The organism is Blastococcus aggregatus, from assembly GCF_900221005.1.
Taxonomy (GTDB): Bacteria; Actinomycetota; Actinomycetes; order Mycobacteriales; family Geodermatophilaceae; genus Blastococcus; species Blastococcus aggregatus.
Map to the genome: position 1 here is coordinate 471,773 of NZ_OBQI01000004.1, position 25,911 is coordinate 497,683.

At 74.2% G+C, this 25,911-nt stretch carries 24 protein-coding genes; 12 read left to right on the forward strand and 12 right to left on the reverse strand.

Going from position 1 to position 25,911, the window contains the following annotated elements:
• Positions 1-18: 18 nt before the first annotated feature.
• The 4 genes from CRP29_RS15525 to ctaD all read left to right on the forward strand — a co-directional run bounded on the left by CRP29_RS15525 (position 19) and on the right by ctaD (position 3,398).
• Entirely contained in the window at positions 19-861 is an 843-nt protein-coding gene (locus tag CRP29_RS15525) for a phosphatase PAP2 family protein (RefSeq protein WP_176522996.1), read from the forward strand.
• Between the two features lie 98 nt (positions 862-959).
• Positions 960-1,460 carry a hypothetical protein gene (locus tag CRP29_RS15530; protein ID WP_097195947.1) on the forward strand — a complete coding sequence of 167 codons (501 nt, stop codon included), beginning with the start codon at positions 960-962 and terminating at the stop codon, positions 1,458-1,460.
• Positions 1,461-1,506: 46 nt separating this feature from the next.
• Positions 1,507-1,641, forward strand: a complete 135-nt coding sequence (locus CRP29_RS23610) for a hypothetical protein (RefSeq protein ID WP_281256809.1) — start codon at positions 1,507-1,509, stop codon at positions 1,639-1,641.
• Entirely contained in the window at positions 1,638-3,398 is a 1,761-nt protein-coding gene (gene ctaD / locus CRP29_RS15535) for an aa3-type cytochrome oxidase subunit I (protein WP_097195948.1), read from the forward strand. The genes CRP29_RS23610 and ctaD overlap by 4 nt, the downstream gene beginning before the upstream one ends.
• A gap of 97 nt (positions 3,399-3,495) precedes the next feature.
• Here ctaD and CRP29_RS15540 read toward each other — a convergent pair whose 3' ends face one another.
• From CRP29_RS15540 to CRP29_RS15555, 4 genes are all read right to left on the reverse strand, one after another.
• A complete protein-coding gene (locus tag CRP29_RS15540) occupies positions 3,496-4,023 on the reverse strand; it encodes a regulatory protein RecX (RefSeq protein WP_097195949.1) in 528 nt (175 codons plus the stop codon).
• 121 nt (positions 4,024-4,144) lie between these two features.
• Positions 4,145-5,176, reverse strand: a complete 1,032-nt coding sequence (gene recA / locus CRP29_RS15545; RefSeq protein ID WP_091991062.1) for a recombinase RecA — start codon at positions 5,174-5,176, stop codon at positions 4,145-4,147.
• A 205-nt stretch (positions 5,177-5,381) separates the two neighbouring features.
• Complete coding sequence (locus CRP29_RS15550; RefSeq protein WP_097195950.1) at positions 5,382-5,576, reverse strand: DUF3046 domain-containing protein; 195 nt, start codon at positions 5,574-5,576, stop codon at positions 5,382-5,384.
• A 157-nt stretch (positions 5,577-5,733) separates the two neighbouring features.
• Complete coding sequence (locus CRP29_RS15555; protein ID WP_097195951.1) at positions 5,734-6,999, reverse strand: MFS transporter; 1,266 nt, start codon at positions 6,997-6,999, stop codon at positions 5,734-5,736.
• Between the two features lie 114 nt (positions 7,000-7,113).
• On the opposite strand from CRP29_RS15555, the gene CRP29_RS15560 reads away from it, so the two are divergent.
• Complete coding sequence (locus CRP29_RS15560) at positions 7,114-11,715, forward strand: ATP-dependent helicase (RefSeq protein WP_097195952.1); 4,602 nt, start codon at positions 7,114-7,116, stop codon at positions 11,713-11,715.
• Positions 11,716-11,730: 15 nt separating this feature from the next.
• Here the strand turns inward: CRP29_RS15560 and CRP29_RS15565 are convergent, their stop codons facing one another.
• Entirely contained in the window at positions 11,731-12,525 is a 795-nt protein-coding gene (locus CRP29_RS15565) for an aminoglycoside 3'-phosphotransferase (protein ID WP_217991618.1), read from the reverse strand.
• 138 nt (positions 12,526-12,663) lie between these two features.
• On the opposite strand from CRP29_RS15565, the gene CRP29_RS22850 reads away from it, so the two are divergent.
• Together CRP29_RS22850 and CRP29_RS15570 are read left to right on the forward strand one after the other, a co-directional pair.
• The gene (locus CRP29_RS22850; protein ID WP_176522997.1) at positions 12,664-12,837 is read left to right on the forward strand and encodes a hypothetical protein; all 174 of its coding nucleotides are present in this window, start codon (positions 12,664-12,666) and stop codon (positions 12,835-12,837) included.
• Between the two features lie 58 nt (positions 12,838-12,895).
• Positions 12,896-13,753 carry a DNA-formamidopyrimidine glycosylase family protein gene (locus CRP29_RS15570; protein ID WP_097195954.1) on the forward strand — a complete coding sequence of 286 codons (858 nt, stop codon included), beginning with the start codon at positions 12,896-12,898 and terminating at the stop codon, positions 13,751-13,753.
• Between the two features lie 66 nt (positions 13,754-13,819).
• Here CRP29_RS15570 and CRP29_RS15575 read toward each other — a convergent pair whose 3' ends face one another.
• Positions 13,820-14,665, reverse strand: a complete 846-nt coding sequence (locus CRP29_RS15575; RefSeq protein ID WP_097195955.1) for a PspA/IM30 family protein — start codon at positions 14,663-14,665, stop codon at positions 13,820-13,822.
• Between the two features lie 135 nt (positions 14,666-14,800).
• Here CRP29_RS15575 and CRP29_RS15580 point away from each other — a divergent pair, with 135 nt between their 5' ends.
• Together CRP29_RS15580 and CRP29_RS15585 are read left to right on the forward strand one after the other, a co-directional pair.
• On the forward strand, positions 14,801-15,814 hold the full coding sequence (locus CRP29_RS15580; RefSeq protein ID WP_097196030.1) for a PfkB family carbohydrate kinase: 1,014 nt from the start codon (positions 14,801-14,803) through the stop codon (positions 15,812-15,814).
• Positions 15,811-16,296 (forward strand): GNAT family N-acetyltransferase, encoded by a 486-nt coding sequence (locus CRP29_RS15585; protein ID WP_097195956.1) that lies wholly within the window; start codon positions 15,811-15,813, stop codon positions 16,294-16,296. Before CRP29_RS15580 ends, CRP29_RS15585 begins: the two co-directional genes overlap by 4 nt.
• On the opposite strand, the gene CRP29_RS15590 is transcribed toward CRP29_RS15585, so the two are convergent.
• The 6 genes from CRP29_RS15590 to CRP29_RS15615 form a co-directional block, all read right to left on the reverse strand.
• On the reverse strand, positions 16,269-16,793 hold the full coding sequence (locus tag CRP29_RS15590) for a TetR/AcrR family transcriptional regulator (protein ID WP_097196031.1): 525 nt from the start codon (positions 16,791-16,793) through the stop codon (positions 16,269-16,271). The genes CRP29_RS15585 and CRP29_RS15590 overlap by 28 nt on opposite strands.
• A gap of 28 nt (positions 16,794-16,821) precedes the next feature.
• Complete coding sequence (locus tag CRP29_RS15595) at positions 16,822-17,238, reverse strand: helix-turn-helix domain-containing protein (RefSeq protein WP_097196032.1); 417 nt, start codon at positions 17,236-17,238, stop codon at positions 16,822-16,824.
• A gap of 153 nt (positions 17,239-17,391) precedes the next feature.
• Positions 17,392-17,856, reverse strand: coding sequence for a CinA family protein (locus CRP29_RS15600; RefSeq protein WP_097195957.1), 465 nt, complete (start codon positions 17,854-17,856; stop codon positions 17,392-17,394).
• Positions 17,856-18,530 (reverse strand): CDP-diacylglycerol--glycerol-3-phosphate 3-phosphatidyltransferase, encoded by a 675-nt coding sequence (gene pgsA, locus CRP29_RS15605; RefSeq protein ID WP_097195958.1) that lies wholly within the window; start codon positions 18,528-18,530, stop codon positions 17,856-17,858. The genes CRP29_RS15600 and pgsA overlap by 1 nt, the downstream gene beginning before the upstream one ends.
• A 4-nt stretch (positions 18,531-18,534) precedes the next feature.
• Positions 18,535-19,932, reverse strand: coding sequence for a MiaB/RimO family radical SAM methylthiotransferase (locus tag CRP29_RS15610; RefSeq protein ID WP_245852847.1), 1,398 nt, complete (start codon positions 19,930-19,932; stop codon positions 18,535-18,537).
• A 106-nt stretch (positions 19,933-20,038) separates the two neighbouring features.
• Positions 20,039-22,525, reverse strand: coding sequence for an FtsK/SpoIIIE family DNA translocase (locus tag CRP29_RS15615; protein WP_097195960.1), 2,487 nt, complete (start codon positions 22,523-22,525; stop codon positions 20,039-20,041).
• A gap of 89 nt (positions 22,526-22,614) precedes the next feature.
• Between CRP29_RS15615 and CRP29_RS15620 the strand changes: the two genes are divergently transcribed.
• The 3 genes from CRP29_RS15620 (at position 22,615) to CRP29_RS15630 (ending at position 25,907) form a co-directional block, all read left to right on the forward strand.
• Complete coding sequence (locus CRP29_RS15620) at positions 22,615-24,582, forward strand: alpha/beta hydrolase family protein (RefSeq protein ID WP_097195961.1); 1,968 nt, start codon at positions 22,615-22,617, stop codon at positions 24,580-24,582.
• Positions 24,579-25,106 (forward strand): GNAT family N-acetyltransferase, encoded by a 528-nt coding sequence (locus CRP29_RS15625; RefSeq protein ID WP_245852849.1) that lies wholly within the window; start codon positions 24,579-24,581, stop codon positions 25,104-25,106. Before CRP29_RS15620 ends, CRP29_RS15625 begins: the two co-directional genes overlap by 4 nt.
• Before the next feature lie 195 nt (positions 25,107-25,301).
• A complete protein-coding gene (locus CRP29_RS15630) occupies positions 25,302-25,907 on the forward strand; it encodes a TasA family protein (RefSeq protein ID WP_097195962.1) in 606 nt (201 codons plus the stop codon).
• Positions 25,908-25,911 lie beyond the last annotated feature (4 nt).

Here is a 25,911-nt window from a genome sequence, read left to right on the forward strand (position 1 = left end):
CGACGAGATGGGTGGGACGTGACCGCAACCCTGGCGCCCAGCGGTGCGCCCGCCGAGACGTCGGCGGACGGCCACGCCGCGGGTTGGCTCGCGTTCGAGCGTCCCCGCTGGTGGTGGGCGGAGTTCGCGACCATCGGCGTCCTGTACGCGGCGTACTCGCTGGTGCGCAACAGCGTCGGGGACGTCGCCGTACGTGCGCGCGCCAACGGCCGGGAGATCCTGGCCCTGCAGGACGGCTGGGGGCTGGCGCTCGAGCGGGGGCTCAACGACTGGGTGCAGCGCACCGACGTCGCTGCCGTCGCCGTGGCCCTGCACTACGCCACGCTGCACTTCCTCGTCACCCCGGCGGTCCTCGTCTGGCTGTTCTTCCGGAGGCCCACCCGTTACCGGGTGGCGAGCAGCGTCCTCATGATCACCACGGCGCTCGCGCTGATCGGCTTCTACTGGCTGCCCACGGCTCCCCCGCGGTTGCTCCCCGACGAGGGCTTCGCCGACGTGATGAGCCAGACGTCGACGTGGGGCTGGTGGCCGCAGTCCGGGACGCCAGGCTCCGACGCGATCTCCAACCAGTTCGCCGCCATGCCCTCGCTGCACTGCGCCTGGGCCGCCTGGTGCGGGCTGGTGCTGGTGCTGCTCGCCCGCCGCACCTGGATCCGCCTCGTCGGCGCGGTCTACCCGATCAGCACGTTCTTCGTCGTCCTGGGGTCGGGCAACCACTACCTGCTGGACGTCGTCGCCGGCGTGCTGGTCCTGTGCGTGGGCGCCGGCGTGGTGCTCGCGGCGGCCTCGGCGGCCCGGGTGCGAGCGCAGGAGGCGGTCGAGGCGCCTGCCGACGACGTGTCGCTCCCCCTCGCGGCCTGACCGGACCGGCGCCTGGCGGGCGCACCGGGCCCGCATCCCGACCCGTCCGCCCCACACGTCCCGCGGTCGGCGCGCCCTCCCGGTGCGGCCTCGTCGGCGTGGCGAGACTGTCCGTCACCATGGAGACCATCCACGCCGGTCGGCGCCGCAGCCTGCCCCCCGTTCCGCGCACCGCCATCGACGGTGCGATGCCCCTCGAGACGGTAGCCAGCGCGAGCGCTCTCGCCCTCGCCCTCGTCGATCCCGACGAGCACATCGACGACGCCCAGCGGTTCGTGGCGCGGCTCCGCGGAGCCGCGACGGCGTTCGCCGCCGCGGCGGGAGCCGAGTCCGCCGTCGTGCGCGAGGCGGTCCCCCCGGCCCGGCACCGCCGCTCGCGCTGCCGCGTGGTGCTGCGCTCCGCGGACGGGCAGGAGACCGACGTGACGTTCCTCGGCCCCGTCGGCAGGCCCTCGGACGGCGGGCAGCCGGAGTTCGACCTCGACATCACCCGCTGGCTCGCCGCGGGGCAGGTCCGGGACGACGCCTGGCTGGTGGCCGACGGCGACGCACCCGACGGCGTGGCTGTCGACCTCAGCGCCTGGCGCTCGGAGGCCTGACCGCACCGGAGGCGGCGGCCCGACCCGGGTTTCCTAACTCGCGCCGATGGGCGACGATGACCGGAGCCGTTCGCAGCGGCGTCCGCACCATGTCACCGACCTCCGGGGGCCGATCATGTCCGGGTTCTTCATCGAGATCCGACGGGTGCGCACCCGCCTGGGCGCCGGGGTGACGGCGTGACCGCCATCGCGCCGCGGCCGATCATCAGCCGGCCCGGTGCCGCGGTCGCCCCGTCGAAGGGTTCGCGGCTGTCGAACCTGCTGCGGACGACCGACCACAAGACCATCGGTCTGATGTACCTGACCGCCTCGTTCTCGTTCTTCATCATCGGTGGCCTGATGGCCATGCTGATCCGGGCTGAGCTGGGTCGTCCGGAGCTGCAGTTCCTGTCTCCGGAGCAGTACAACCAGCTGTTCACGATGCACGGCACGCTGATGCTGCTGATGTTCGCGACGCCGCTGTTCTTCGCCTTCGGCAACCTGATCATGCCGCTGCAGATCGGTGCGCCCGATGTGGCGTTCCCACGGCTGAACGCGCTGTCGTTCTGGCTGTTCCTCTTCGGTTCGCTGATCGTGATCTCCAGCTTCGCGACCCCCGGCGGTGCGCCGGACTTCGGCTGGACGGCCTACACGCCGCTGTCGGACGTCACCCACTCCCCGGGCGTGGGCGCGAACCTGTGGATCGGCGGCCTGGCGGTCAGCGGCCTGGGCACGATCCTCGGTGGCGTCAACTTCGTCACCACGATCGTCTGCCTGCGGGCGCCGGGGATGACGATGTTCCGGATGCCGATCTTCGTCTGGAACGCGCTGGTCACCAGCCTGCTCGTGCTGCTGGTGTTCCCGATCCTGACCGCGGCGCTGTTCGGGCTGCTGGCCGACCGCAACCTGGGCTCGCTGATCTACTCGGCGGAGAACGGCGGGCCGATGCTGTGGCAGCACCTGTTCTGGTTCTTCGGCCACCCCGAGGTGTACATCATCGCGCTGCCGTTCTTCGGCATCGTCACCGAGATCATCCCGGTGTTTGCCCGCAAGCCGCTGTTCGGCTACAAGGGCATGGTCGGCGCGACCCTGGCCATCGGCTTCCTCTCGCTGGCGGTGTGGGCGCACCACATGTTCGCCACCGGCGCGGTGCTGCTGCCGTTCTTCGCCTTCCTCACGTATCTGATCGCCGTGCCGACCGGGCTGAAGTTCTTCAACTGGATCGGCACCATGTGGCGGGGTCAGATGACCTTCGAGACGCCCATGCTGTGGTCGATCGGCTTCATGGTCACCTTCCTCCTCGGCGGGCTCACCGGTGTGCTGCTGGCCTCCCCGCCGCTCGACTGGCACGTGCACGACTCCTACTTCGTGGTCGCCCACTTCCACTACGTCGTCTTCGGCACCGTGGTGTTCGCGGCGAACGCCGGCATCGCCTTCTGGTTCCCCAAGATGTGCGGCCGGATGATGGACGAGCGGCTCGGGAAGCTGCAGTTCTGGATGACCTTCATCGGCTTCCACGGCACCTTCCTCATCCAGCACTGGCTGGGCAACGAGGGCATGCCACGCCGGTACGTGGACTACCTGCCGACCGACACCTTCACCACGCTGAACATGATCTCGACGATCTTCAGCTTCGTGCTGGGCGCCTCGATCATCCCGTTCCTGTACAACGTGGTGCGGTCCTGGAAGTACGGCAAGCTCGCCCTGCGCGACGACCCGTGGGGCCACGGCAACTCCCTGGAGTGGGCGACCTCCTCCCCGCCGCCGCGGCACAACTTCGTGGAGATCCCGCGCATCCGCTCCGAGCGCCCCGCCTTCGAGGCGCACTACCCGCACCTGGTCCAGCGCCTGCAGGACGAGGCCCACGCCGGCAAGCGGCACGAGCCCTACGCCGGGGTCAGCGAGGTCGGCGGCACGGCTGGCCCGCGACAGGGCCCGAACGACCCCGACCCGACCTGATCGGCTCCGTCCACTGAACCGGAGAGGCCCAGAACCACGTCGGTTCTGGGCCTCTCCGGTTCGACGGTTGACGCACGCCGGGCCGAGCAGCGGGCGATCAGGGCAGCAGGGCGTCCTCGTCCAGGTCGTCGAACCCGGCGACCGGGGCGTCGTCCGCGCCGTCGGCGTCCAGGGCCTCGCGGATCACTCCGGCGGCCAGCCCCCCGCCGTAGCCCTTGCGGGCCAGCATGCCCATCAGTCGGCGGGTCGCGGTGGCGCGGTCGAGCCGCCGCATGCTGGGCAGCTTGCGCTCCACCAGCCGGCGGGCGGTCTCCCGCTCGTCGTCGTCGCCGACCGCGAGCACGGCGGTGGCCGCGACCTCGTCGTCGACCCCCTTGGCGCGCAGTTCGGCCTTGAGCGCCCGGCGGGCCAGGCCGCGACCGGACTGGCGGGAGCTCGCCCACGCCTCGGCAAAGGCCTCGTCGTCGATGAGTCCGACCTCGCCGAGCCGGTCCAGGACGGTCTCCGCGGCGTCTTCGGGCACCCCGCGATCGGCCAGGAGATCGGCCAGCTGCTGCCGGGTCTTGGGAGTGCCGGTGAGCGCCCGCAGGCAGAGATCGCGGGCGACGGCTTCGGGATCCTTCATCGGGCCGGCCCCCGAGCCGTCCTCGCCGTCAGCACCGCTGGCGGTTGCCGTGGGCCGCCGCCGCGTGCCCCAGGAGCTCCCGGAGCCGCGGCGGCGAGCGCCCGAGTCGGTCACCAGCGGCTCAGAAGTCGACTGCGTCGACTGCCGGCGCGTCCAGCCTCGGGCCGATGCCCAGCTTCTCCTTGATCTTCTTCTCGATCTCGTCGGCGAGGTCGGGGTTGTCCTTCAGGAAGTTGCGGGCGTTCTCCTTGCCCTGGCCGAGCTGGTCGCCCTCGTACGTGTACCAGGCGCCGGACTTCTTCACGAAGCCCTGCTCGACGCCCACGTCGATGAGCCCGCCCTCGCGGCTGAAGCCCTGACCCCAGAGGATGTCGAGCTCGGCCTGCTTGAACGGCGCGGCCACCTTGTTCTTGACGACCTTGATGCGGGTGCGGCTGCCGACGGCGTCGGTGCCCTGCTTCAGGGTCTCGATGCGGCGGACGTCCAGGCGGACCGACGAGTAGAACTTCAGCGCACGACCACCGGTGGTGACCTCGGGCGAGCCGTAGACGACGCCCACCTTCTCGCGCAGCTGGTTGATGAAGATCATCGTGGTGTTCGAGTTGCTCAAGGCACCGGTGATCTTGCGCAGCGCCTGGCTCATCAGCCGGGCCTGCAGACCCACGTGGCTGTCACCCATCTCGCCCTCGATCTCGGCACGAGGCACGAGCGCGGCCACCGAGTCGATGACGATGATGTCGAGCGCGCCCGAGCGGATCAGCATGTCGGCGATCTCGAGGGCCTGCTCACCGGTGTCCGGCTGGCTGACCAGCAGGGCGTCGGTGTCCACGCCGATGGCGCGGGCGTACTCGGGGTCCAGCGCGTGCTCGGCGTCGACGAAGGCGGCGATGCCGCCGGCGGCCTGCGCGTTGGCCACGGCGTGCAGCGCGACCGTCGTCTTACCGGAGGACTCCGGGCCGTAGACCTCGATGACGCGGCCACGCGGGAGCCCGCCGATGCCCAGCGCGATGTCGAGGGCGATCGAGCCGGTGGGGATGACCTTCATGGCCACCTCGGGGCTGTCGCCCAGGCGCATGACGGAGCCCTTGCCGAACTGCTTGTCGATCTGGGCGAGGGCCATGTCGAGGGCCTTGTCGCGGTCGAGTGTCGCCATGGTGGTCACCTTCGGTTCGCGGGAAGCGGGTCGGGACCGACGCTAGGACGAGCCACCGACAGTTCTCGGGTCGCGACCGGGATTGTGGACATCCCGATCGCCTGTGGACGCCACTGTAGGCCGAACAGGTGTTCGACTGCCAGGGCGACACGCCCGCACCCGGCGACCGGTGGACCACCGGTCACACCGGCCCCGACGAGCCGGCTCAGCGCTCCCGCGGCGGCACGTCGTACGCCTCGCAGATGGCCAGCCACACCTTCCGCACCGGGATGCCGGCGTCGATGGCCTCGACCGCGCTGCGCCCGCCGAGGTCGGAGAAGAGGTGGTCCCGGGACACGCTCTGGGCACGCATGGAACCGAACCGATCGTCCAGACGGGACCAGAACTCCTGCAGGCGCACGCCTCGACGCTAGCGCGCCGCGGGGCGCCCCCGCCGCCGCCCGCGCGCACTACGGTCGGCCCATGGTTCCGGGCACCGGGTCGGAGACGCTCGACGTCGTCCTGCAGATCGGCATCGTGGGCGCCCTGCTGGTGACGATCGTGCTGCTGATCCGCAACTACCGGGACCGCTGAGCACGGAGGGCGACCGACGCCCAGACCACGCCCAGCGGCAGGACCAGCGTGGCCGACACGGCGCTCACCAGCCCGAAGCCGCCCCACGCCAGCAACGGGCCGCCCACCACGCCGGCCAGTGCGGCCCCCAGGCCCATCAGCAGGTCCGTGCCGCCCTGGGCCGTGGGCCGGAGGTCGGCGTCCACGGCGCCGGTCACCAGCGTCGAGCCCGCGATGAGACCGCACGACCACCCCACCCCGAGGAACAGCAGGCCGGTCCCGAGCCGCAGGGACTCGGACGGGTCGGCCGTGCCGGCGACCGCCGCCGCCACGAGCAGCAGCGCGCCGCCCAGCGCGACGACCGTGGGGGCGCCGACCCGGTCGGCCAGCATCCCGACCAGCGGGGAGAAGAGGTACATGCCGGCGACGTGCACGCTGATCACCAGGCCGACGACGCGGAGCACCGCCTCCTCCGCTCCCCCGGCGTGGCCCATGTGCACGGGGGTCATGACCATGACGCCGACCATCACCGAGTGGGCGACCACGACCGACACCAGCCCGAGCCGGCCCGACGGCGTGGCCCAGACCGCCCGCAGCGCGGTCCCGGTCGCGGTGCGCGGCGGTGGTGCCCCCGTCCCACCGCCGGTCCGCCGTGCGAGCAGCAGCGGGTCGGGACGGAGCAGGGTCAGCAGGACGACGGCGACCACGGCGAAGACGACGGCCGACACGACGAACGCCCCGGCCAGCGCGGGCAGACCCAGCGCGGTGCCGAGGTCGGCGCCGGGCGCGGCGAGGTTGGGGCCGAGGACGGAGCCCACGGTGGTCGCCCACACCACCAGCGACAGGGCCCGTCCGCGGTGCTCGGGCGTGGCCAGGTCGGCCGCCGCGTACCGGGCCTGCAGCCCGCAGGCGGTGGCCGAGCCGAAGAGGAACAACCCGACCAGCAGCAGCACCAGGGAGGAGGCGGCCGCCGCGACGACGGTGACGACCGCGCCGACGACGCTGAGCAGGTAGCCGACGGACAGCCCGGCACGGCGCCCCGCCCTGTCGCTGATCCGCGCGAGCGGGACCGCGAGGACGGCGGCGCCGAGCACACCGGCGGTCTGCCCGAGCCCGGCCGCGCTGTCGGTGCCGGCGACGTCCCGCGCCAGCAGGCCGCCCGCCGTGATCCCGACGGTCACCCCCAGTCCCGCGAGGGCCACCCCGCCGGACAGGACCCGCACGGTCCGGCGCTGCACCGCCGCCACGTCGGGACCGGCCTCCGTTCGCATGCCGGAAGTCTGCCGCACCGGCGCGGTCCCCCCGTGGCGCCCAGGGGTGCCCGGTCGGGTGCTCGTCGCCGCTCCGACCGGCGAACTGTCGTACCCCGCGGGGACACTGGCCCCGTGGCCCGCCGCACCTCCTCCACCTCGGCGCTCGACCGGTTCTCCGAGCCGGCCCGGGCGTGGTTCACCGGCGCCTTCCAGCAGCCCACGGCCGCCCAGGAGGGTGCCTGGGACGCGATCAGCAGCGGCGAACACGCGCTGGTCGTCGCCCCCACGGGCTCCGGCAAGACGCTGGCCGCCTTCCTGTGGTCCCTCGACCGGCTCACCGCCACTCCTCCGGTCGACGAGCAGTCGCGGTGCCGGGTGCTGTACGTCTCGCCGCTCAAGGCGCTGGCCGTCGACGTGGAACGCAACCTGCGCGCTCCGCTCGCCGGCATCGGTCAGGCCGCGGCCCGGCTCGGGCTGCCGCGCCCGGAGATCCGGGTCGGGATCCGTTCCGGCGACACCCCGGCCGACGAGCGGCGGGCCTTCGCCAAGCGGCCCACCGACATCCTCATCACCACGCCCGAGTCGCTCTTCCTGCTGATGACCAGCGCGGCCCGCGAGGCGCTGCGCGGGGTCGAGACGGTGATCCTCGACGAGGTGCACGCCGTCGCGCACACCAAGCGCGGCGCCCACCTCGCCGTCACGCTCGACCGGCTCGACGAGCTGCTGGAGCGGCCCGCCCAGCGGATCGGACTCTCGGCGACCGTGCGCCCCATCGAGGAGGTCTCGACCTTCCTCACCGGCGGCCGGCCGGTGCGCGTCGTCGCACCCCCGTCGACCAAGGAGTGGGACCTCTCCGTCGTGGTCCCGGTCGAGGACATGAGCGAGCTGGGGCAACCAACCGGCGAGCTGGAGGGCTCCGCCGCCGGCAACCAGCCGCGCAGCTCCATCTGGCCGGCGGTCGAGGAGCGGGTGCTCGACCTCGTCGAGGCGCACCGCAGCACCATCGTCTTCGCCAACTCCCGCCGGCTGGCCGAACGTCTCACCAGCCGGCTCAACGAGCTGGCCTACGAACGCGCCAGCGGGGAGCCCGTGCCGCCGGGCACCAATGCGGCCGCGCTGATGGCACAGGCGGGCTCCGGCGGCGGGACACCGGAGGGCTTCCAGCCGGTCGCCGCGGCACACCACGGCTCGGTCTCCCGGGAGCAGCGCGCGATCGTCGAGGAGGCGCTGAAGTCCGGGCGGTTGCCCGCGGTCGTCGCCACCTCGAGCCTCGAGCTCGGCATCGACATGGGCGCGGTCGACCTCGTCGTCCAGGTCGAGTCACCGCCCACCGTCGCGGCCGGCCTGCAGCGGGTGGGCCGCGCCGGTCACCAGGTCGGCGCCGTCAGCCGTGGCGTGCTGTTCCCGAAGTACCGCGGCGACCTGGTGCAGTGCGCGCTGGTCGCCGAGCGCATGAAAGCCGGCGCGATCGAGTCGATCCGCTACCTGCGCAACCCGCTCGACGTCCTCGCCCAGCAGATCGTCGCGATCGTCTCCGAGCGCCCCCGCACCGTCGACGAGGTCGCCGCGCTGGTGCGCCGGTCGGCGGCGTTCAGCTCGCTGCCCGACTCCGCCCTGCACGCCGTGCTCGACATGCTGGCCGGCCGCTACCCCTCCGACGCGTTCGCCGAGCTGCGGCCACGGCTCACGTGGGACCGCGTGACCGACACCCTCACCGCCCGGGCCGGCGCCCAGCGCCTGGCGGTCACCAGCGGCGGCACCATCCCCGACCGCGGGCTCTTCGGCGTCTTCCTCGTCGGCTCCGAGGGCACCGGCGGGCGGCGGGTCGGCGAGCTCGACGAGGAGATGGTCTACGAGTCGCGCGTCGGCGACGTGTTCCTCCTCGGGTCCTCCTCGTGGCGGATCGAGGACATCACCCACGACCGCGTCCTGGTCACCCCCGCACCCGGGCAGCCCGGCAAGATGCCGTTCTGGCACGGCGACGCCCCCGGCCGGCCGCTCGAGCTGGGCCGGGCGCTGGGAGCCTTCCTCCGGGAGGTCGGGACGGCGACCCCCGAGGCGGGGCTGGACCGGGCACGGGCCGCCGGCCTGGACGAATGGGGTGCGGCGAACCTGCTCGCGTACCTGACCGAGCAGAAGGCCGCCACCGGCCACCTCCCCGACGACCGCACGCTCCTGGTCGAGCGGTTCCGCGACGAGCTGGGCGACTGGCGGCTGGTCGTCCACTCCCCCTTCGGCGCGCAGGTCAACGCACCCTGGGCCCTCGTCCTCGCCGCCCGGCTGCGCGAGCGCTACGGCGTCGACGTGGCGAGCATGCACTCCGACGACGGCATCGTGCTCCGGCTGCCCGACACCACGGGCGAACCGCCGGAGGCCGACCTCGCCGTCCTCGACCCCGACGACGTCGAACGCGAGGTCACCGCCGAGGTCGGCACCTCGGCGCTGTTCGCCAGCCGCTTCCGCGAGTGCGCCGCGCGCGCCCTGCTGCTCCCCCGTCGCGATCCGCGCCGCCGCACCCCGCTGTGGCAGCAGCGCCAGCGCGCGGCCCAGCTGCTGTCGGTGGCGAGCGAGTTCGCGTCCTTCCCGATCACCCTCGAGGCCGCGCGCGAGGTGCTCCAGGACGTCTACGACGTGCCCGGGCTGGTCGAGCTGATGCGCGACGTCCGCTCCCGGCGCGTGCGGGTGGTCGACGTGCAGACCGAGTCGGCGTCGCCGTTCGCCCAGTCGCTGCTGTTCGGGTACGTCGGTCAGTTCCTGTACGAGGGCGACGCGCCGCTGGCCGAGCGCCGCGCCCAGGCCCTGGCGCTCGACACCGGCCTGCTCGCCGAGCTGCTGGGCCGCACCGAGCTGCGCGAGCTGCTCGACGGCGAGGCGATGGCCGAGATCGAGTCCGAGCTCCAGCGCCTGCCCGAGCAGCGGCACCCCCGCGACGTGGACGGCGCCTCGGACCTGCTGCGCGGCCTCGGCGACCTGAGCGTCGCCGAAGCCGCCGCCCGCGGGGTGCCGCAGGCGTGGCTCGACGAGCTCGTCGACGCCCGGCGTGCCCTGCGGGTGCGCATCGCCGGGGAGGAGCGGCACGTCGCCATCGAGGACGCCGGCCGGCTCCGCGACGCGCTCGGCACCGCTCTGCCGGTGGGTGTCCCGGAGGTCTTCACCGAGCCGGTCGCCGATCCCCTGGGCGACCTCGTGGGCCGCTACGCCCGAACCCACGGGCCGTTCCAGCCGGCCGAGGTGGCGGCCCGGCTCGGCCTGGGCGTCGCGGTGGTGACCGCGACCCTGCAGCGGCTCACCGCGACCGGACGGCTGGTCGCCGGCGAGTTCCGCCCCGGCGGGACCGGCCAGGAGTGGTGCGACGCCGAGGTGCTGCGCTCGATCCGCCGCCGGAGCCTGGCCAAGCTGCGCCAGGAGGTCGAGCCGGTCCCGATCGGCACGCTGGCCCGTTTCACGCCGTCCTGGCAGGGCATCGGCGGGCGGCTGCGCGGCACCGACGGCGTGCTGGCCGTCGTGGAGCAGCTGGCCGGCGCGCTGGTCCCCGCCAGCGCACTGGAGTCGCTGGTGCTCCCCACCCGCGTCCGCGACTACTCCCCCGCCATGCTCGACGAGCTCACCAGCGCCGGCGAGGTGCTGTGGGCCGGCGCCGGCGGCCTCCCGGGCGGGGACGGGTGGATCAGCCTCGTCCCGGCCGACCTGGCGCCGCTCCTGCTGCCCGAGCCGCTGGAGCCGCCGGAGGCCGGCGGTCCGCTGCTCGACCTGCTCGCCGGTGGGCAGGCGCTCTTCTTCCGCGGGCTGTCCGATCTGCTGGGCGCCACCGACGACACCGCGCTGGCCGACCTGGTGTGGGACCTCGTCTGGTCCGGCGCGCTCACCAACGACACCCTCGCGCCGCTGCGCACCCGGCTGGGCGGGGGCGGCACGCACAAGAAGGCGCCCGCTCCTCCGCGGGCGCGCCTCGACCGCTCGCGCGGCGGGCGCACCCGGCTGGGCCGCCCGGCGATGCCCACGCGCACCGGGCCGCCCACGGTCGCGGGCCGCTGGTCGCGGCTGCCCGACCGCGAGTCGAACGCCACCCGGCGGACGACCGCGCGGGCCGAGGCGCTGATCGAGCGGCACGGCGTGCTCACCCGGGGCGCGGTGATGGCCGAACAGGTGGCCGGCGGGTTCCCGGCGGTCTACCCGGTGCTGCGCGCCTTCGAGGAGAACGGGCGCGCGCGCCGCGGGTACTTCGTCGAGACGCTCGGCGCGGCCCAGTTCGGCACTCCCGGCTCGGTCGACCGGCTGCGCAGCTTCGCCGCCCCGGACCGGGTGCCCGGGGGCGCCGTCGTCCTGGCCGCGACCGACCCGGCCAACGTCTACGGGGCCGCGCTGCCGTGGCCCGAGCGCCCCTCCGCCGCCGATGTCGACGCGGTCGACCTCGGCGAGGGCACCGCCGCCACCCGGAAGGCCAGCGGACACCGGGCCGGGCGCAAGGCGGGGGCGCTGGTCGTCCTGGTCGACGGCGAACTGGTCCTCTACGTCGAGCGCGGTGGCAAGACGTTGCTCTCCTGGACGGAGGACGAGCAGACGCTCAAGGAGGCGGCCACGGCGCTCTCCGGCGCCGTCAGCGCCGGGGCCCTGGGGCGGATGATCGTGCAGAAGGCCGACGGCGCCTCGGTGCACGAGGCCTCGCCGCTGTCCGCCGCGCTCCAGGCGGCCGGATTCAGCGCCACTCCGCGCGGGCTGCGGCTGCGCGGCTGACGCCGCCCTCCCGGATCAGGGGGCGGCGTCCCAGAGCAGCCGGTAGTACGACATGCGCTCCGGGTCGGGATGCACCCCGTAGGCCTCCAGGAGCGGGCGCTCCCACCCCGGCCCGTAGTTCCAGGTCGTGCTCCAGGTGGCCACCGCGAGGTCGGCCCACCGGTCGGCGACGCCCAGCGACCCCAGATCGACGTGACCGGACCACGCGCCGTCGTCGGTGAGCAGGGTGTTCGGGGCGCAGGCATCACCGTGGCACACGACCGGCAGGTCGACGTCCGGGACGTCGGCCAGGCGGGCCAGCACCTCGGTCGCCGTCAGACCGGCGTGCTCCGGGAACCACTGCCGCGGCCGCAGGACGTCGGCGCGGCGCTGCACGTCGGCGACGCGCGTGGACGCGGACCAGTCGAACGGGCAGTCCGGCGCAGGGAGCGCGTCGTGCAGCGCCCGCAGACCCGCACCGATCGCACGCACGGCGGGCAGCGGGTCGGCCAGCCAGCGCGGTTCGACGGCGTTGCGACCGGGGAGCCCCGAGGTCACCAGCCACTCCCCGTCGTCGTCCCGGTCGTGCGCGAGGACGACCGGGACGGGCGTGAACCGCACGGCCCAGCGCAGCCGCTCGGCCTCCTCCCCCATCGGCAGCGCGCTGCCGGCCGGCGCCCACTTCACGAAGCGCCGCTGCGGGCCCTCCCCCAGCTGCCAGGTGAGGCCGCCCAGCTGGTTCCGCCAGACCGGCGCGAGCCGCGCGCCGTCGGCCAGGCCGGCCACGGCGGGCGGCACGGGTACCGGCTCCGTCGGTACCCCGGAGATCACGTCCGGGATGCTGCCACGGGTGGCCGTCCCCGGAGCCGTCACATCATGACGATCCCGTGGAGAGCTGGAGGGAACGGTGCGCCGCCCGCCGCGGACGGGGACGCTGGAGGTACCGGCGCACCCAAGGGGGATCACCTCATGCGCACTCTTCTCACGTTCCTGCTCCTCGTCGGCACCGGCCTGCTCGTCGTCGGCGCCGTCACACCGCAGCTGTTCGTCCTCGCGCTGCTCGGCCTGCTGCTGCTCACCGGCGCCGCGAGCGTTGCGCTGGCCGGCCTGGGGCCACCGGGCCCTCCTCGGCTGCACCACTGACCGTCGGCTGCTCGTTCCCTGCTGCCCACGAACCCGGGCCGGCAGGGACACTGGGTGGGTGCCCGAGGGAGACACCGTCTGGCTGGCCGCCAAGCGGATGAACACCGCGCTCGCCGGCGCCACGCTGCGCCGCGGCGAGTTCCGCCTGTCGCAACTGGCCGCGCTCGACCTGGCCGGTGCCACCGTCCGGGAGGTCGTGCCCCGCGGCAAGCACATGCTCATCCGGCTGGCCGACGAGCGCACGCTCCGGACGCACTACCGGATGGACGGCAGCTGGCACATCTACCGGCCGGGGACGACGTGGCGCGGCGGGCCTGCCTACGACGTCCGCGTCGTCCTGGCCACCGACGAGTGGGAGTGCGTCGGCTACCGGCTGCACGACGTCGAGATCGTCCCCACCGCCGACGAGGACCGGCTCGTCGGCCACCTCGGGCCCGACGTCCTGGGGCCGGACTGGGATCTGGCGGAGGCGCTGCGACGGCTGCGCAGCCATCCGGACGAGCAGATCGGCGTGGCGATCCTGGACCAGCGGAACCTCGCCGGGCCCGGCAACCTCTACAAGGTCGAGTCGCTGTTCCTCTGCGGCGTGCACCCCTGGGCGCGGGTGGCCGACGTCGACGGGAAGCTCGAGCCGCTGGTCACCCGCGCACGGACCCTGATGCTCGCCAACCGCGACCATCCCGAGCAGAGCACGACCGGGAACCTGCGCCGCGGCCAGGACCACTGGGTGTACGGCCGGAAGGGCAAGCCCTGCCGGCGGTGCGGATCACCGATCCTCATGGGCGAGCAGGGGCCGGAGCTGCAGGCGCGGGTGACCTACTGGTGCCCCCGCTGCCAGGCCACCGACTCCCCCGTCGACCCGCTGGCCCGTACCGGCGAGCCGGGGCGGCCCCGCCCCCTGGCCACGCCCGGCTGACCCGTCACGCACGTCGCGGCGGCCTCCGGGAACCGGAGACCGCCGCGAGGCGTACGCGTGGAACGGTCAGGCCTGCTGGCCGGGCCGCTCGGCCGGCTGCGTCGCCTGCTGCTCGCTGGCCGGCTCCGCGGCCGACGGCGCACCCTGCTCGATGGCCGCGGCGGGCGTGCTGCCCTCGACGGCCTGGGTTCCGCCACTCATCGAGGCGCGGATCGCGTCCAGCCGGGAGGCGCCGGCCACGTCGAGGGTGGCCTTCTCGACCTCGAGCATCCGGCCCTCGACCGAGTTCTGGGCCAGCTCGGCCTGCCCCAGGGCGTTGGCGTAGCGGGCCTCGATCTTGTCGCGGACCTCGGACAGGCTCGGCGTGTTGCCGGGTGCCGAGAGCTCGTTGACCTGCTTGAGCGAGCTCGCGACGTGCTCCTGCATCTTGGCCTGCTCGAGCTGGCTCATCAGCTTGGTGCGCTCGGCCAGCGTCGTCTGCAGCCGCATGCGGCTCTGCTCGACCGCGCCGCGCGCCTGCTCGGCGGCCTGGAGCGCCTCGTCGTGGCTGCGCTTGAGGTCCTCCATCGACTGCTCGGCCGCGACCAGCTGGGTGGCGAACGCCTGCGCGGCGGTCTCGTACTCGGTCGCCTTGGCGGCGTCGCCCCCGGCGCGCTGCTTGTCGGCCAGGACCAGCGCCTGGCGGGCCGAGGCCTGCAACTTCTCGACCTCACCCAGCTGCCGGTTCAGTCGCATCTCCAGCTGGCGCTGGTTGCCGAGGACCGCGGCGGCCTGGTTGGCCAGCGACTGGTGCCGCTGCTGCTCGGCCTCGATCGCCTGGGCGATCTGGATCTTGGGGTCGGCCCGCTGGTCGATCTGCGCATTGGCCGACGCCGTCAGGTACTTCCACAGCTTCACGAACGGGTTGGGCATTGGTTCCTCCTGCTCCGGCACCGAAGCCGGGGGGTGGGTGGCCGGCGCGGCGATGTTCGTCGACCCCATCGTCCCAGGTGACTGCCGTTCCAAGCCAACGCGGTCACCCTCGACGTGGCGACCTACCGTTACCCCGTGTCCGCACCCATCCCGAAGCTGTGCGTCCTGGGCGAGCTGGTCGTCGATCTGCTGCCCGTTCCGGGTGCCGGAGCCGGCCCCGAGGGGACCGCGCCCCAGTACGTCGCACGCCCCGGCGGCAACGCCCTCAACGTCGCGGTGGCCGCCGGCCGGCTCGGTGCGCCGGTCGCCCTGGTGGCCCGGCTCGGCACCGGCCCGCTGGGCGCCGCCCTCCGCCGGCACGCCGAGCTCGCGGGGGTGGACGTCACCGGTTTCGTCGCCGCGGACGAGCCGGTGAGCCTGGCCGTCATCGGCCTGCATCCCGACGGCTCCCCCGACTACGGCTTCCACGTGCTCGGCGCCGCCGACTGGCAGTGGACCGACGAGGAGCTGGCGCGCTCGGTGCCCGAGAGCACGGCCGTGCTGCACGTGGGCTCGATCTCCAGCTGGACCGAGCCGGGCGCGACCGCCATCGCCGCCCTGGTCGAGCGCCTCGCCGGCACGGCGCTGATCAGCGTCGACCCGAACATCCGGCCCCCGCTGGCCGACGGGCCGGTCGGCGCCTCGCTCGGCAACGACCGCGCCGGGGTCACCGCCCGGCTGGACCGGCTGGTCGCGCAGGCCGACGTCGTCAAGGTCAGCGCGGAGGATCTCGAGTGGCTGGAGCCCGGCACTCCGGACCTCGACGACGTGGCCAGGCGCTGGGCCGCGCGCGGACCGGCGCTCGTGCTCCTCACCGACGGCGCCGCCCCGCTGCGGATCGCCCGTCCGGGCCGGCCGGTGCTGCACCGCGACTCCCCCCGGGTCGAGGTGGCCGACACCGTGGGCGCCGGGGACTCGCTCGCGGCGGGGCTGCTCAGCGGGCTGCTCGCTGCCGGCGTCACCGACCGCGGCGCGCTGGAGGCCCTGGACGACGAGCGGCTGCTGGCCGTCGTCGACGACGCCGCCCTCGTCGCCGCGCTGAACTGCACGCGGGTCGGCGCCGACCCGCCGACGCGCGCGGAGGTCGACGCGGCGCGCGCAGCCCGATGACCGGCGGGCTCCGGCTCGTCGGGTTCGAGGAGCTCTCCGCCGCGGTGCTGCGGGCACGCCTGCTCGACCACCGCGGTTCGTTCTGGTCGGGCTCCGTGCTGGCCGACGAGGAGCAGGTCGGCCTGCACGATCCGCTCTTCTTCCACCAGCTCGGCGGCTTCGGCGCGGTCGCTCTCACCCCGGACGACCGGGACGCCGGCTACCTGCTCGGGGTGGTCACCGCCGACCGGCTGGCCGTCGTGCACGCCGTGGCGGTGCACCCCGACCACCGCGGTCGCGGGCTGGCCGCCCGGCTCCTCCAGCGGTTCGCCGGGCTGGCCGCCGGGACGGGGGCCCGGGCCGTCCAGGGCGTCGCCCGACCGGACGACGCCGCGGCACGCGGGCTGGCCGAGCACTGCGGAGCCGTTCCCGCCCCCTCCCCCGGCCACGCCGGTCCGGGGTGCGACCGGACGGTCTACACCCGCTCGCTGCGCCGGGCCTGAGCCGAGGGCTCACCGGCGCCGAGGGCTCCGGCCAGGCGCGCGGCCTGGCGGTGGCGGTCGAGGGAGCGCCCCGGCTGCAGCACGACGCCGAGCAACCAGCGGCCGGCCAGCTCGGCCCTGTCGGCGTCGATCCGCAGGGCGGCGGCCAGCCTGTCCCGGAGGTCCGCCCACGCGACGGCGTCGACGGCCAGCAGCCCCGTGAGCGCCTCGGGCTCCGTCGCCGCGAGCCGGCGCAGCACCGGGTGACCGCCCAGCTCGTCGGAGAGCGCGGCCAGCGCCCCCGCCGGCGGCAGTCCGGCCGCCAGGGCGCTGAGCCGGTCGAGCTCCACGGCCAGCAGTTCGCGGGCGACCTCGTCCTTGGTCCGGAAGTGGTTGTACAGCGTGGCCTTGGCGACGCCGGCGGCCGCGGCCACCGACTGCATGGTGCTGCGCCGGAGCCCGTTCTCGGCGAACGCCCGCGCGGCGCCGTCGAGCAGGCCGCGGCGCGTGGGGTTCACGAGCGCGACCCCGGGACGCTGCGGCACATCAGGCGGCGAGCGAGACCGCCTCGCCGCGGCGGAGACCTGAGCGGGCGGGAGCGCCCACCAGGGCGAGCGCGGGCTCGGCCGCGGGCACGCCGGCCTCCTCGACGGAGGGCTGCTCCTCGGCGGCGGCCGCCTCGGCGGCCTCGGCCGGCGCGGGGTGGGCGAGCGCGCGGACACCGCCGGCACCGGCGACCCGCATCTCCAGGCTCACCTCGGCCAGCAGGTCGGCCAGCTCGACGTCGAGGGCATCGCAGATGGAGGCGAGCAGCTCGGAGGAGGCCTCCTTCTGGCCGCGCTCGACCTCGGAGAGGTAGCCGAGGCTGACCCGGGCGGCACCCGAGACGTCGCGCAGCGTTCGGCGCTGACGCAGCCGGTGACCCCGCAGGGTGCTCCCGAGCTGGGTACGCAGCAGCAACATGGCCACTCTCCTGTCCTGCGAGCGGGGGAAGCACCGGCGCCCTTCGCGAGCGCCGTGCGCTCACGGTACGCGGCGCCGCGCCCGGTGGCTGGCCCACCCGGCTCGCGTCCTCTCACGGCGTAACGCGCCGGTACCCGCCGCGCTTCCCCGCGCTCAGCCCAGTCGCGCGAGGAGCGCGTCGACCGCCGCATCGACGGCAGCCGCCCGGACGGCGGCCCGGTCGCCGGGCAGGTCGAGCTGGACGACGTCGGTCCGCGCGCCGTCGGAGAGCCCGAGGTAGACGCGCCCGGGGCCGTGCCCGTCGACCGGATCGGGGCCGGCGACACCGGTGAGCCCGACCCCCCACGTGGCGGCGCACCGCTCCCGCACGCCGTCGGCGAGTGCGGCGGCGGTCTCCGGGCTGACCGGACCGTGCGCGGCGAGCACCCCGGCCGGCACGCCGGCGAGCGCGGTCTTCAGGTCGGTCGCGTAGACGACCACGCCCCCGCGCAGCGTGGCGCTGGCCCCGGGGACCTCGGCCAGCCGCGCGCAGAACAGCCCGGCGGTCAGCGACTCGGCGGCGGCCACGGTCTCGCGCCGGAAGAGCAGGGCCCGGTGCAGCTCGGCAGCCGACCCCATCAGGCGGCGGTGTCGGTCCGCGTGCCGGTGGGATCCGCGCTGCCCGCGGCCGAGCGGCGCGCGGCCGCGGCCTTCATGGCCCGGGCACTCGTCCGGCGCAGCCGGAGCGCACGCACGACGTAGTCGAGCCCGGTGACGAGGGTGAGCACGAGGGCCAGCGCCATCACCCACCAGCGCCCGGTGGCCAGCAGCCCGGTCAGCGGCAGGATGTACAGCCCGATGGCCAGCGCCTGGGCGACGGTCTTGAGCTTGCCGCCGCGACTGGCCGCGATGACCCCGTGCCGGATGACCCAGAACCGGAGCACCGTGACCCCGACCTCGCGGACCAGGATGATCCAGGTCACCCACCAGGGCAGCAGCCCCAGCGCGGAGAGCCCGATGAGCGCGGTGCCGGTGAGCGCCTTGTCGGCGATCGGATCGGCGAGCTTGCCGAACTCGGTGACCTGGCCGGTGCGGCGGGCGATCATCCCGTCGTACCGGTCGGTGATGATCGCCAGCGCGAACACCAGCGTCGCCCAGTAGCGGCCGGCGTCGTCGAGCCCCTCGTCCTGGAGCAGGAGGGCGGCGAAGACCGGCACCACCGCCAGGCGGAGCACGGTGAGCGCGTTGGGCAGGTTCACGAGGCGAGCCGTCTGCGGCGGCGTCGCGGCCGGGTCCGGCAGCACCTCGCTCATGCCGTCACCGGCCGGTTCCCGCTCCGGCCGGCACGACGGCCCGGGCGACCAGGTCGACGCCCTCGGTGCCCTCGACGACGGCCTCGACCAGCTGCCCGGCGACCGCGCCCTCGGGCACCCCGGCGACGGTGGTGGTGCCGTCGGCGTCGGGATCCTGGTGCGCGGCGTGCCCCAGCCAGCTCCCCGGACCCTCCTCGGCGGACAGGTCCTCGGTGAGCAGCACCTCGACGCGCTCGCCGATCCGGTCCTCCGCACGCTGGGCCGTGAGCTCCTCGACCAGGTCGGTGATCCGGCGGACGCGGGCATCGATCTCGACCTGGTCGAGCTTGCCGGGCAGGCCGATGGCCTCGGTGCCGTCCTCGTCCGAGTAGCCGAACACGCCGACGGCGTCCAGCCGGCCGAGGGTCAGGAAGCGCTCCAGCTCCGCGACGTCCTCCTCGGTCTCCCCCGGGAAGCCGAGGATGACGTTGGTGCGGAAGCCGGCGCCGGGCGCCAGGCTGCGGGCCCGCTCGATGGTGCGGAGGAAGTCGTCGGTCCCGCCGAACCGGCGCATGCGGCGCAGCAGGGTCGGCGAGGAGTGCTGGAACGACAGGTCGAAGTAGGGCGCGATCCCCGGGGTGGTGGCGATGAGGTCCAGCAGACCCGGGCGCAGCTCGGCCGGCTGCAGGTAGGCGACCCGCACCCGGACGATGCCCGGGACGGCGGCCAGCTCCGGCAGCAGCTTCTCCAGCGAGCGCAGGTCGCCGAGGTCCTTGCCGTAGGAGGTCGAGTTCTCGCTGACCAGCACCAGCTCGGTGACGCCCTGGCCGGCGAGCCAGTGCGCCTCGCCCAGCACCTCGGCCGGGGGGCGGGAGACGAAGGCGCCCCGGAAGGTGGGGATGGCGCAGAAGGCGCAGCGGCGGTCGCAGCCGGAGGCGAGCTTGAGCGCGGCCATGGGGCCCGACGCCAGGCGCTTGCGGCGCAGCCAGTCGTGGCCGGGGATCGCCGGGGCGTCGACCGCGGTGGTGGCGGCGGTGCGCTGCACGGGGCTGATCGGCAGCAGCGTGCGGCGGTCCCGCGGGGTGTGCGGTACGAGCGGCCGGCCGGCGATGACGTCGTCGAGCCGGTCGCCGATCTGCGCGTAGTCGTCGAAGCCGAGGACGGTGGCCTCGGGGAGCGCGCCGGCGAGCTCCGAGCCGTATCGCTCGGCCATGCAGCCGACGGCGACGACGGGGGCGCCGGAGTCCGTGGCGGCGAGGATCGCGTCGACGGAGTCCTTCTTGGCCGACTCGATGAACCCGCAGGTGTTCACCAGCACGGCGTCCGCGGCGTCCGCGTCGTCGATGAGCTCGTAGCCACCGGCGGCCAGCCGACCGGCCAGCTCCTCCGAGTCGACCTCGTTGCGGGCGCACCCGAGGGTCACCACCGCCACTTTCCGGGCAGAGGAGGGCGCAGCTGTCACCGGGACATCGTAGTCGCCCGGACCGCCGTCCTCCCCGCTCCGGGGAGTGATCCCCGTCCTCCGCGCGTCAGGCCGCCCCGCCGCGCAAGGTGAACATCACGGACTCCAGCTCGTCGGGCTTGATCAGCACGTCGCGCGCCTTGGATCCCTCGGAGGGGCCGACGATGCCGCGGCTCTCCATGAGGTCCATCAGCCGGCCGGCCTTCGCGAAGCCCACGCGCAGCTTGCGCTGCAGCATCGAGGTGGAACCGAACTGGCTGGTGACGATGAGCTCGACGGCCTGGAGCAGCAGGTCCAGGTCGTTGCCGATGTCCTCGTCGATGTCCTTCTTCTCGCCGGCGCTGCCTGCGGAGAACACCTCCTCGCGGTACTCCGGCTCCGCCTGGCGCTTGCTGAACTCGACGACCGCCTCGATCTCGGCGTCGGTGACGAAGGCGCCCTGCACGCGCATCGGCTTGCCCGCGCCGATGGGCATGAACAGCGCGTCACCCATGCCGATCAGCTTCTCCGCGCCGGGCTGGTCGAGGATGACGCGGCTGTCGGTGAGGCTGGACGTGGAGAAGGCCAGGCGCGAGGGCACGTTGGCCTTGATCAGACCGGTGACGACGTCGACCGACGGCCGCTGCGTCGCGAGGATCAGGTGGATGCCGGCCGCGCGCGCCTTCTGCGTGATGCGGACGATGTGCTCCTCGACGTCGCGCGGGGCCACCATCATCAGGTCCGCGAGCTCGTCGACGATCGCCAGGATGTAGGGGTAGGGCCGGTACACCCGCTCACTGCCGGGCGGCGCGGTGATCTCGCCGTTCTCGACCTTGCGGTTGAAGTCGTCGATGTGCCGCACCCCGGTGGACTTCATGTCCTGGTAGCGCTGCTCCATCTCCTCGACCAGCCAGGCCAGCGCGGTGGCCGCCTTCTTGGGGTCGGTGATGATCGGCGTGATCAGGTGCGGGATGCCGTCGTACGGCGTCAGCTCGACCATCTTCGGGTCGATCAGGATCATCCGGAGCTGGTCGGGCGTGGCCCGCAGCAGCAGCGAGGTCAGGATCGAGTTGACGCAGCTGGACTTGCCGGCGCCGGTGGCGCCGGCGACCAGCAGGTGCGGCATCTTCGCGAGGTTGGCGCAGACGAAGCCGCCCTCGATGTCCTTGCCCAGGCCCACGAGCATCGGGTGCGGGTCCTGCTTGGCCGCTCCCGACCGGAGGACGTCGCCGAGGCTGACCTTCTCGCGGTCGGTGTTGGGCACCTCGATGCCGACGGCGGACTTGCCCGGGATCGGCGCCAGGATGCGGATGTTGTCGTTGGCCACGGCGTAGGCCATGTTCTTCGTCAGCTGGGTGATCTTCTCGACCTTGACGCCCTGGCCGAGCTCCACCTCGTACCGGGTGACCGTCGGTCCGCGGGTGAACCCGGTGACCGCCGCGTCGATGTTGAACTGGTCGAGCACGCCGCTGATCGCCTCGATCGCGACGTCGTTGGCCTTGGACCGGGCCCGCGGCGGATCGCCGGGCCGCAGCATCGACAGGGCCGGGAGGATGTAGTGCCCCTCGACCGGCTGGATGGACAGCTGCTCCGGCTCGGTGATCGGGGGCAGGTCCTCGGCCGGGAAGGTGCGGTCGACGACCGGCGGCCGGGGCAGCGCGGGCCGCAGTTCGGTGTGCTCGGGCTCGGTGGTGAGGGTGGCCTCGGCGGCCTGCGCCATCGCCCCGTGGTCGATCGGCCCGGTGGCGAGGAGGTCCTCCGACAGCTTCCGGCGGTGCCGCCGCCCGGTCGGGGCGAGCTCCTCCTCCTCGTACTCGTCGTCGTCGTACTCGTCGTCGTCGTCGTTGCGACCGAGCAGCCGGTCGGCGACCTCGCGCATCCGCTCGGGGATCTGGTGCACCGGCGTGGCGGTGATGACCAGCAGGCCGAAGAACGCGAGCAGCGCGAGCAGGACGACGGTGACGACGCTGCCCATGCCGGTCACCAGCGGCGTGCCGACGCCCCAGCCGATGATCCCGCCGGATCCCGGGAGGCCGGCCTCGGGGTCGGCCGGCTCGCCGACGACCTGGGCGATGCCGAGCACCGAGGCGACCGTGCACAGCCAGCCGATCACCAGCCGCCCGCGGGCCTCGGGACGCGGGCCGCGGCGCAGCAGTCGCAGCGAGGTGAAGAACAGGACGACCGGCAGCACCATCACCAGCGAGCCGATGACCCAGCGGACGCCGTCGGTCAGGGCCTCGCCGACGGGACCGATGCCGTGGCTCCACGCCGCGGCGCCGAGGACGATGGCCAGACCGAGGAACGCCAGCCCCACGCCGTCACGGCGGTGCTCGGGCGCGAGCGGTTCGGCCTCCTCCGGACGGGCCACCGACCGGGCCAGTCCACCGGCTCCCCGGGCGAGCAGCCCCCAGGTGCCGCTCGCGGCTCGCCAGAGGTTGAAGCCGGAGTCCTGCTTCTTGGCGGGCGGGCGACGGTTGCCGGTGCGCTTGGCGGCCGGCCGCTTCTTGCTCGCAGCGGTCGAGCCCGAGCGTTTCCGGGGGGACGCCGGGCGCGTCGACGTGGTGCGGGCAGGCATGTGTCGAACGGTAATCCGCGTGGAGGCCGCGAACGGGCAGGCAGAGCGTCGTGTCCCGCACCGGCGACCCATCTCATAACGTCACAGCCATGAGCCCGACGCACCACCGTGCCCCTCGTCGACATGGCAGCTGGCCGACCCCGATCACCTCCGAGCTGGTGGTCCGCGCGGCCGCCCGGATCGGCGAGGTGGTCGTGGACGGCTCCCCCACCGGTCCCGGCGACGTGTGGTGGTCGGAATCCCGTCCCGACGAGGGTGGCCGGTCGGTGCTCGTGCGCTGTGGCGCCGACGGCGCGGTCGCCGACGTGCTCCCCGCCCCGTGGAACGCCCGCACCCGGGTGCACGAGTACGGCGGCGGCGCGTGGACGGTCGCCGACGGCACGCTGTGGTTCACCGAGTTCTCCGACCAGCGGCTGTACCGGATCGACCCCGGCAGCGACCGGCCGGTCGCGGTCACCCCGGAGCCCGCCGTCCGGGCCGGGGTCCGGTACGCCGACCTGCGGGTCGACGGCGGCACCGTGCTCGCCGTCCGGGAGACCCACCCGGCCGAGCACACCCCCGCCGCCGACGTCGTGAACGAGATCGTCCGGGTGGGCCCCGACGGCTCCGAGGTGCTGGTCAGCGGCCCCGACTTCGTCTCCGACCCCCGTCCCGGGCCCGGCGGCGAGCTCGCCTGGCTGCAGTGGGACCACCCCTCCATGCCGTGGGACGCCGCGCAGCTGGTCGTCCGCGCGGCCGACGGCATGGAGACCGTCGTCGCGGGCGGGTCCGGCGAGTCGGTCGTCCAGCCGGTGTGGGCCGCCGACGGCACGCTGTGGTTCCTCTGCGACCGCACCAACTTCTGGTCGCTGTACCGGTGGCGGGCCGGCGGGGAGGCCGAGCTGGTGCTGGACGTCGGGAGCGACATCGCCGGCCCGCAGTGGGTGTTCGGCGGCAGCCGCTTCGCCCTGCTGCCCGACGGGCGCATCGCCCTCGCCTACGGCCGCGACGGCGCCGACCGACTGGCGGTGCTCTCCCCCGACGGCGCCGTGCGCGAGGTCCCGCTCCCCTACGCCGCGCTCCGCGACCTCGTCACGGTGGGCCAGGACGTGGTGTGCGTCGCCGGCGGCCCGGACAGCGAGCCGGTCGTGCTGCAGGTGCCGCTCGACGGCGGCGGGGCCCGCGTCCTGCGCCCCGCGCGCGAGCTCGGGATCGACCCGGCCTGGTTCTCCCGACCCGAGCACGTCTCGTTCCCGACCGAGGAGGCCGGCACGGGCATCGGCGTCGCCCACGCCCTGGTCTACCCACCGGCGAACCCGGACGTCTCCCTGCCCGAGGGCGACCTCCCACCGCTGCTGGTCGTGGTCCACGGCGGCCCGACGTCGGCGGCCTCACCGGTGCTCAACCTCGCCGTCCAGTACTGGACCTCGCGGGGGTTCTGCGTCGCCGACGTCGACTACCGCGGCTCCACCGGCTACGGGCGCCGGTACCGCGACGCACTCCAGGGCCGGTGGGGCGTGGTGGACCTGGACGACGTCGTCGCGTGTGCCCGGCACCTCGCCGCCGCCGGCCGGGTGGACCCCGCCCGGATGGCCATCCGCGGCGGCTCGGCCGGCGGCTACACGACGCTGGCCGCGCTCTCCATGCGCCCGGGCGTGTTCACCGCGGGCGCCAGCCACTACGGCGTCGCCGATCTCGGCGCCCTGGCGGCGGAGACGCACAAGTTCGAGTCCCGGTACCTCGACGGCCTGGTCGCCCCCTGGCCCGCGGGTGCCGACGTCTACGCCGCACGCTCCCCGATCAACCACGTGGACGCGCTCGACACCCCGCTGGCGGTGTTCCAGGGGGACGAGGACGCGATCGTGCCCCCCGACCAGGCGGAGGCGATCGTCGCCGCCCTCCGGGAGAAGGGCGTGCCGCACGCCTACCTGCTGTTCCAGGGCGAGCAGCACGGGTTCCGCAAGGCCGGGAACATCCGCGCGGCACTGGACGGGGAGCTCTCCTTCTACGCCCAGGTCTGGGGCTTCGACCTCCCCGCTGCGGAGGGCATCACCCCCATCGAGGTGGTCGGGACGTGACGCTCCGCCCGGCCCGCGAGGACGACCTGCCGCTGCTGCGGGAGATCGAGCGCGCGGCCGGGCGGTCCTTCGCCGCGATCGGCATGCACCTCGTCGCCGACGACGAGCCCCCGCCGCTGGAGGAGCTGCGCCGGTACGCCGACGGCGGCCGGGCGTGGGTGCGCACCGACGACGCCGACCGGCCGGTGGCCTACCTGCTGGCCGACGTCGTCGACGGCTGCGCCCACCTGGAGCAGGTCAGCGTGCACCCGGACGCGGCCGGGCACGGTCACGGCCGGGAGCTCGTGGCACACCTGGAGGTCTGGGCGCGCGAGCAGGGCCTGCCGGCCGTCACGCTCACCACCTATCGCGACGTCCCCTGGAACGGCCCCTACTACCGGCGGCTCGGGTTCGGCCCGGTCGCGCCGGCGGAGCTGACGCCCGGGCTGCGCGAGATCCGGCGCGAGGAGGCCGGGCGGGGCCTGGACCACTGGCCCCGCGAGGTGCTGCGGCGGGACGTGGCGCCGCCCGTCCCGCCTGCCTGAGCAGCGGCTCCATCCGTCGGCGCGACCGATCGGATACCGGAACCACAAAGTTCTCGCCGCGGCTGTAGTGACAACAGTTTCGGCTCGACCGGTCGGGCCGGTGTCCGTAAGAGCCTTCGATGATCACGGTTCGATCATCGGCCGTCGAGCATCGCGGCCTGCGTCCCGACCGCGTCAGCCACGGAAGGCTTCCCCATGACCACGGCAGCACGATCCCGCTTCTCACCGGTCCAGGTCCTCGGCACCCTCGCCGCCGTCACCCTGGTGGGGGTGCTCGGGGTCGCCGGGACGACCGCCGCGCTGAGCGCCACGACTGACAACTCGCTCAACCAGTTCGACGCCGGGGAGATCGACCTCGCCGACAACGACGCGGGCTCGTTCCTCTACGACGTCGACAACCAGGAGCCGGGCGACACCGTCGAGCGGTGCGTGAAGGTCTCCTACACGGGCACCGCCGGCAGCACCGTCGCCCTGTACCTGGGCACGCCGGTCGGCAGCGTCGGCCCCTACGTCTCGATGACCGTCGAGGCGGGCACCCAGACGGGCACTCCGGTCTACCCCGACTGCACCGGGTTCGTCTCCGCGCAGTCGCTCTACAGCGGCACGCTCACCGGCTTCCGGACCGACCACGGCAGTGTCGGGACCGGGGTCGTCTACAGCCCGAACGGCGTCGGCGAGCTGTGGGCGGACAACGACACCGTCGTCTACAAGGTCCGGCTCGAGCTCTCGTCCACCCCCCGCGGCCCGGGCGAGAACTTCTCCGGCCCGCACACCTACACATGGCGCGCCGACACCGCCTGAGCAG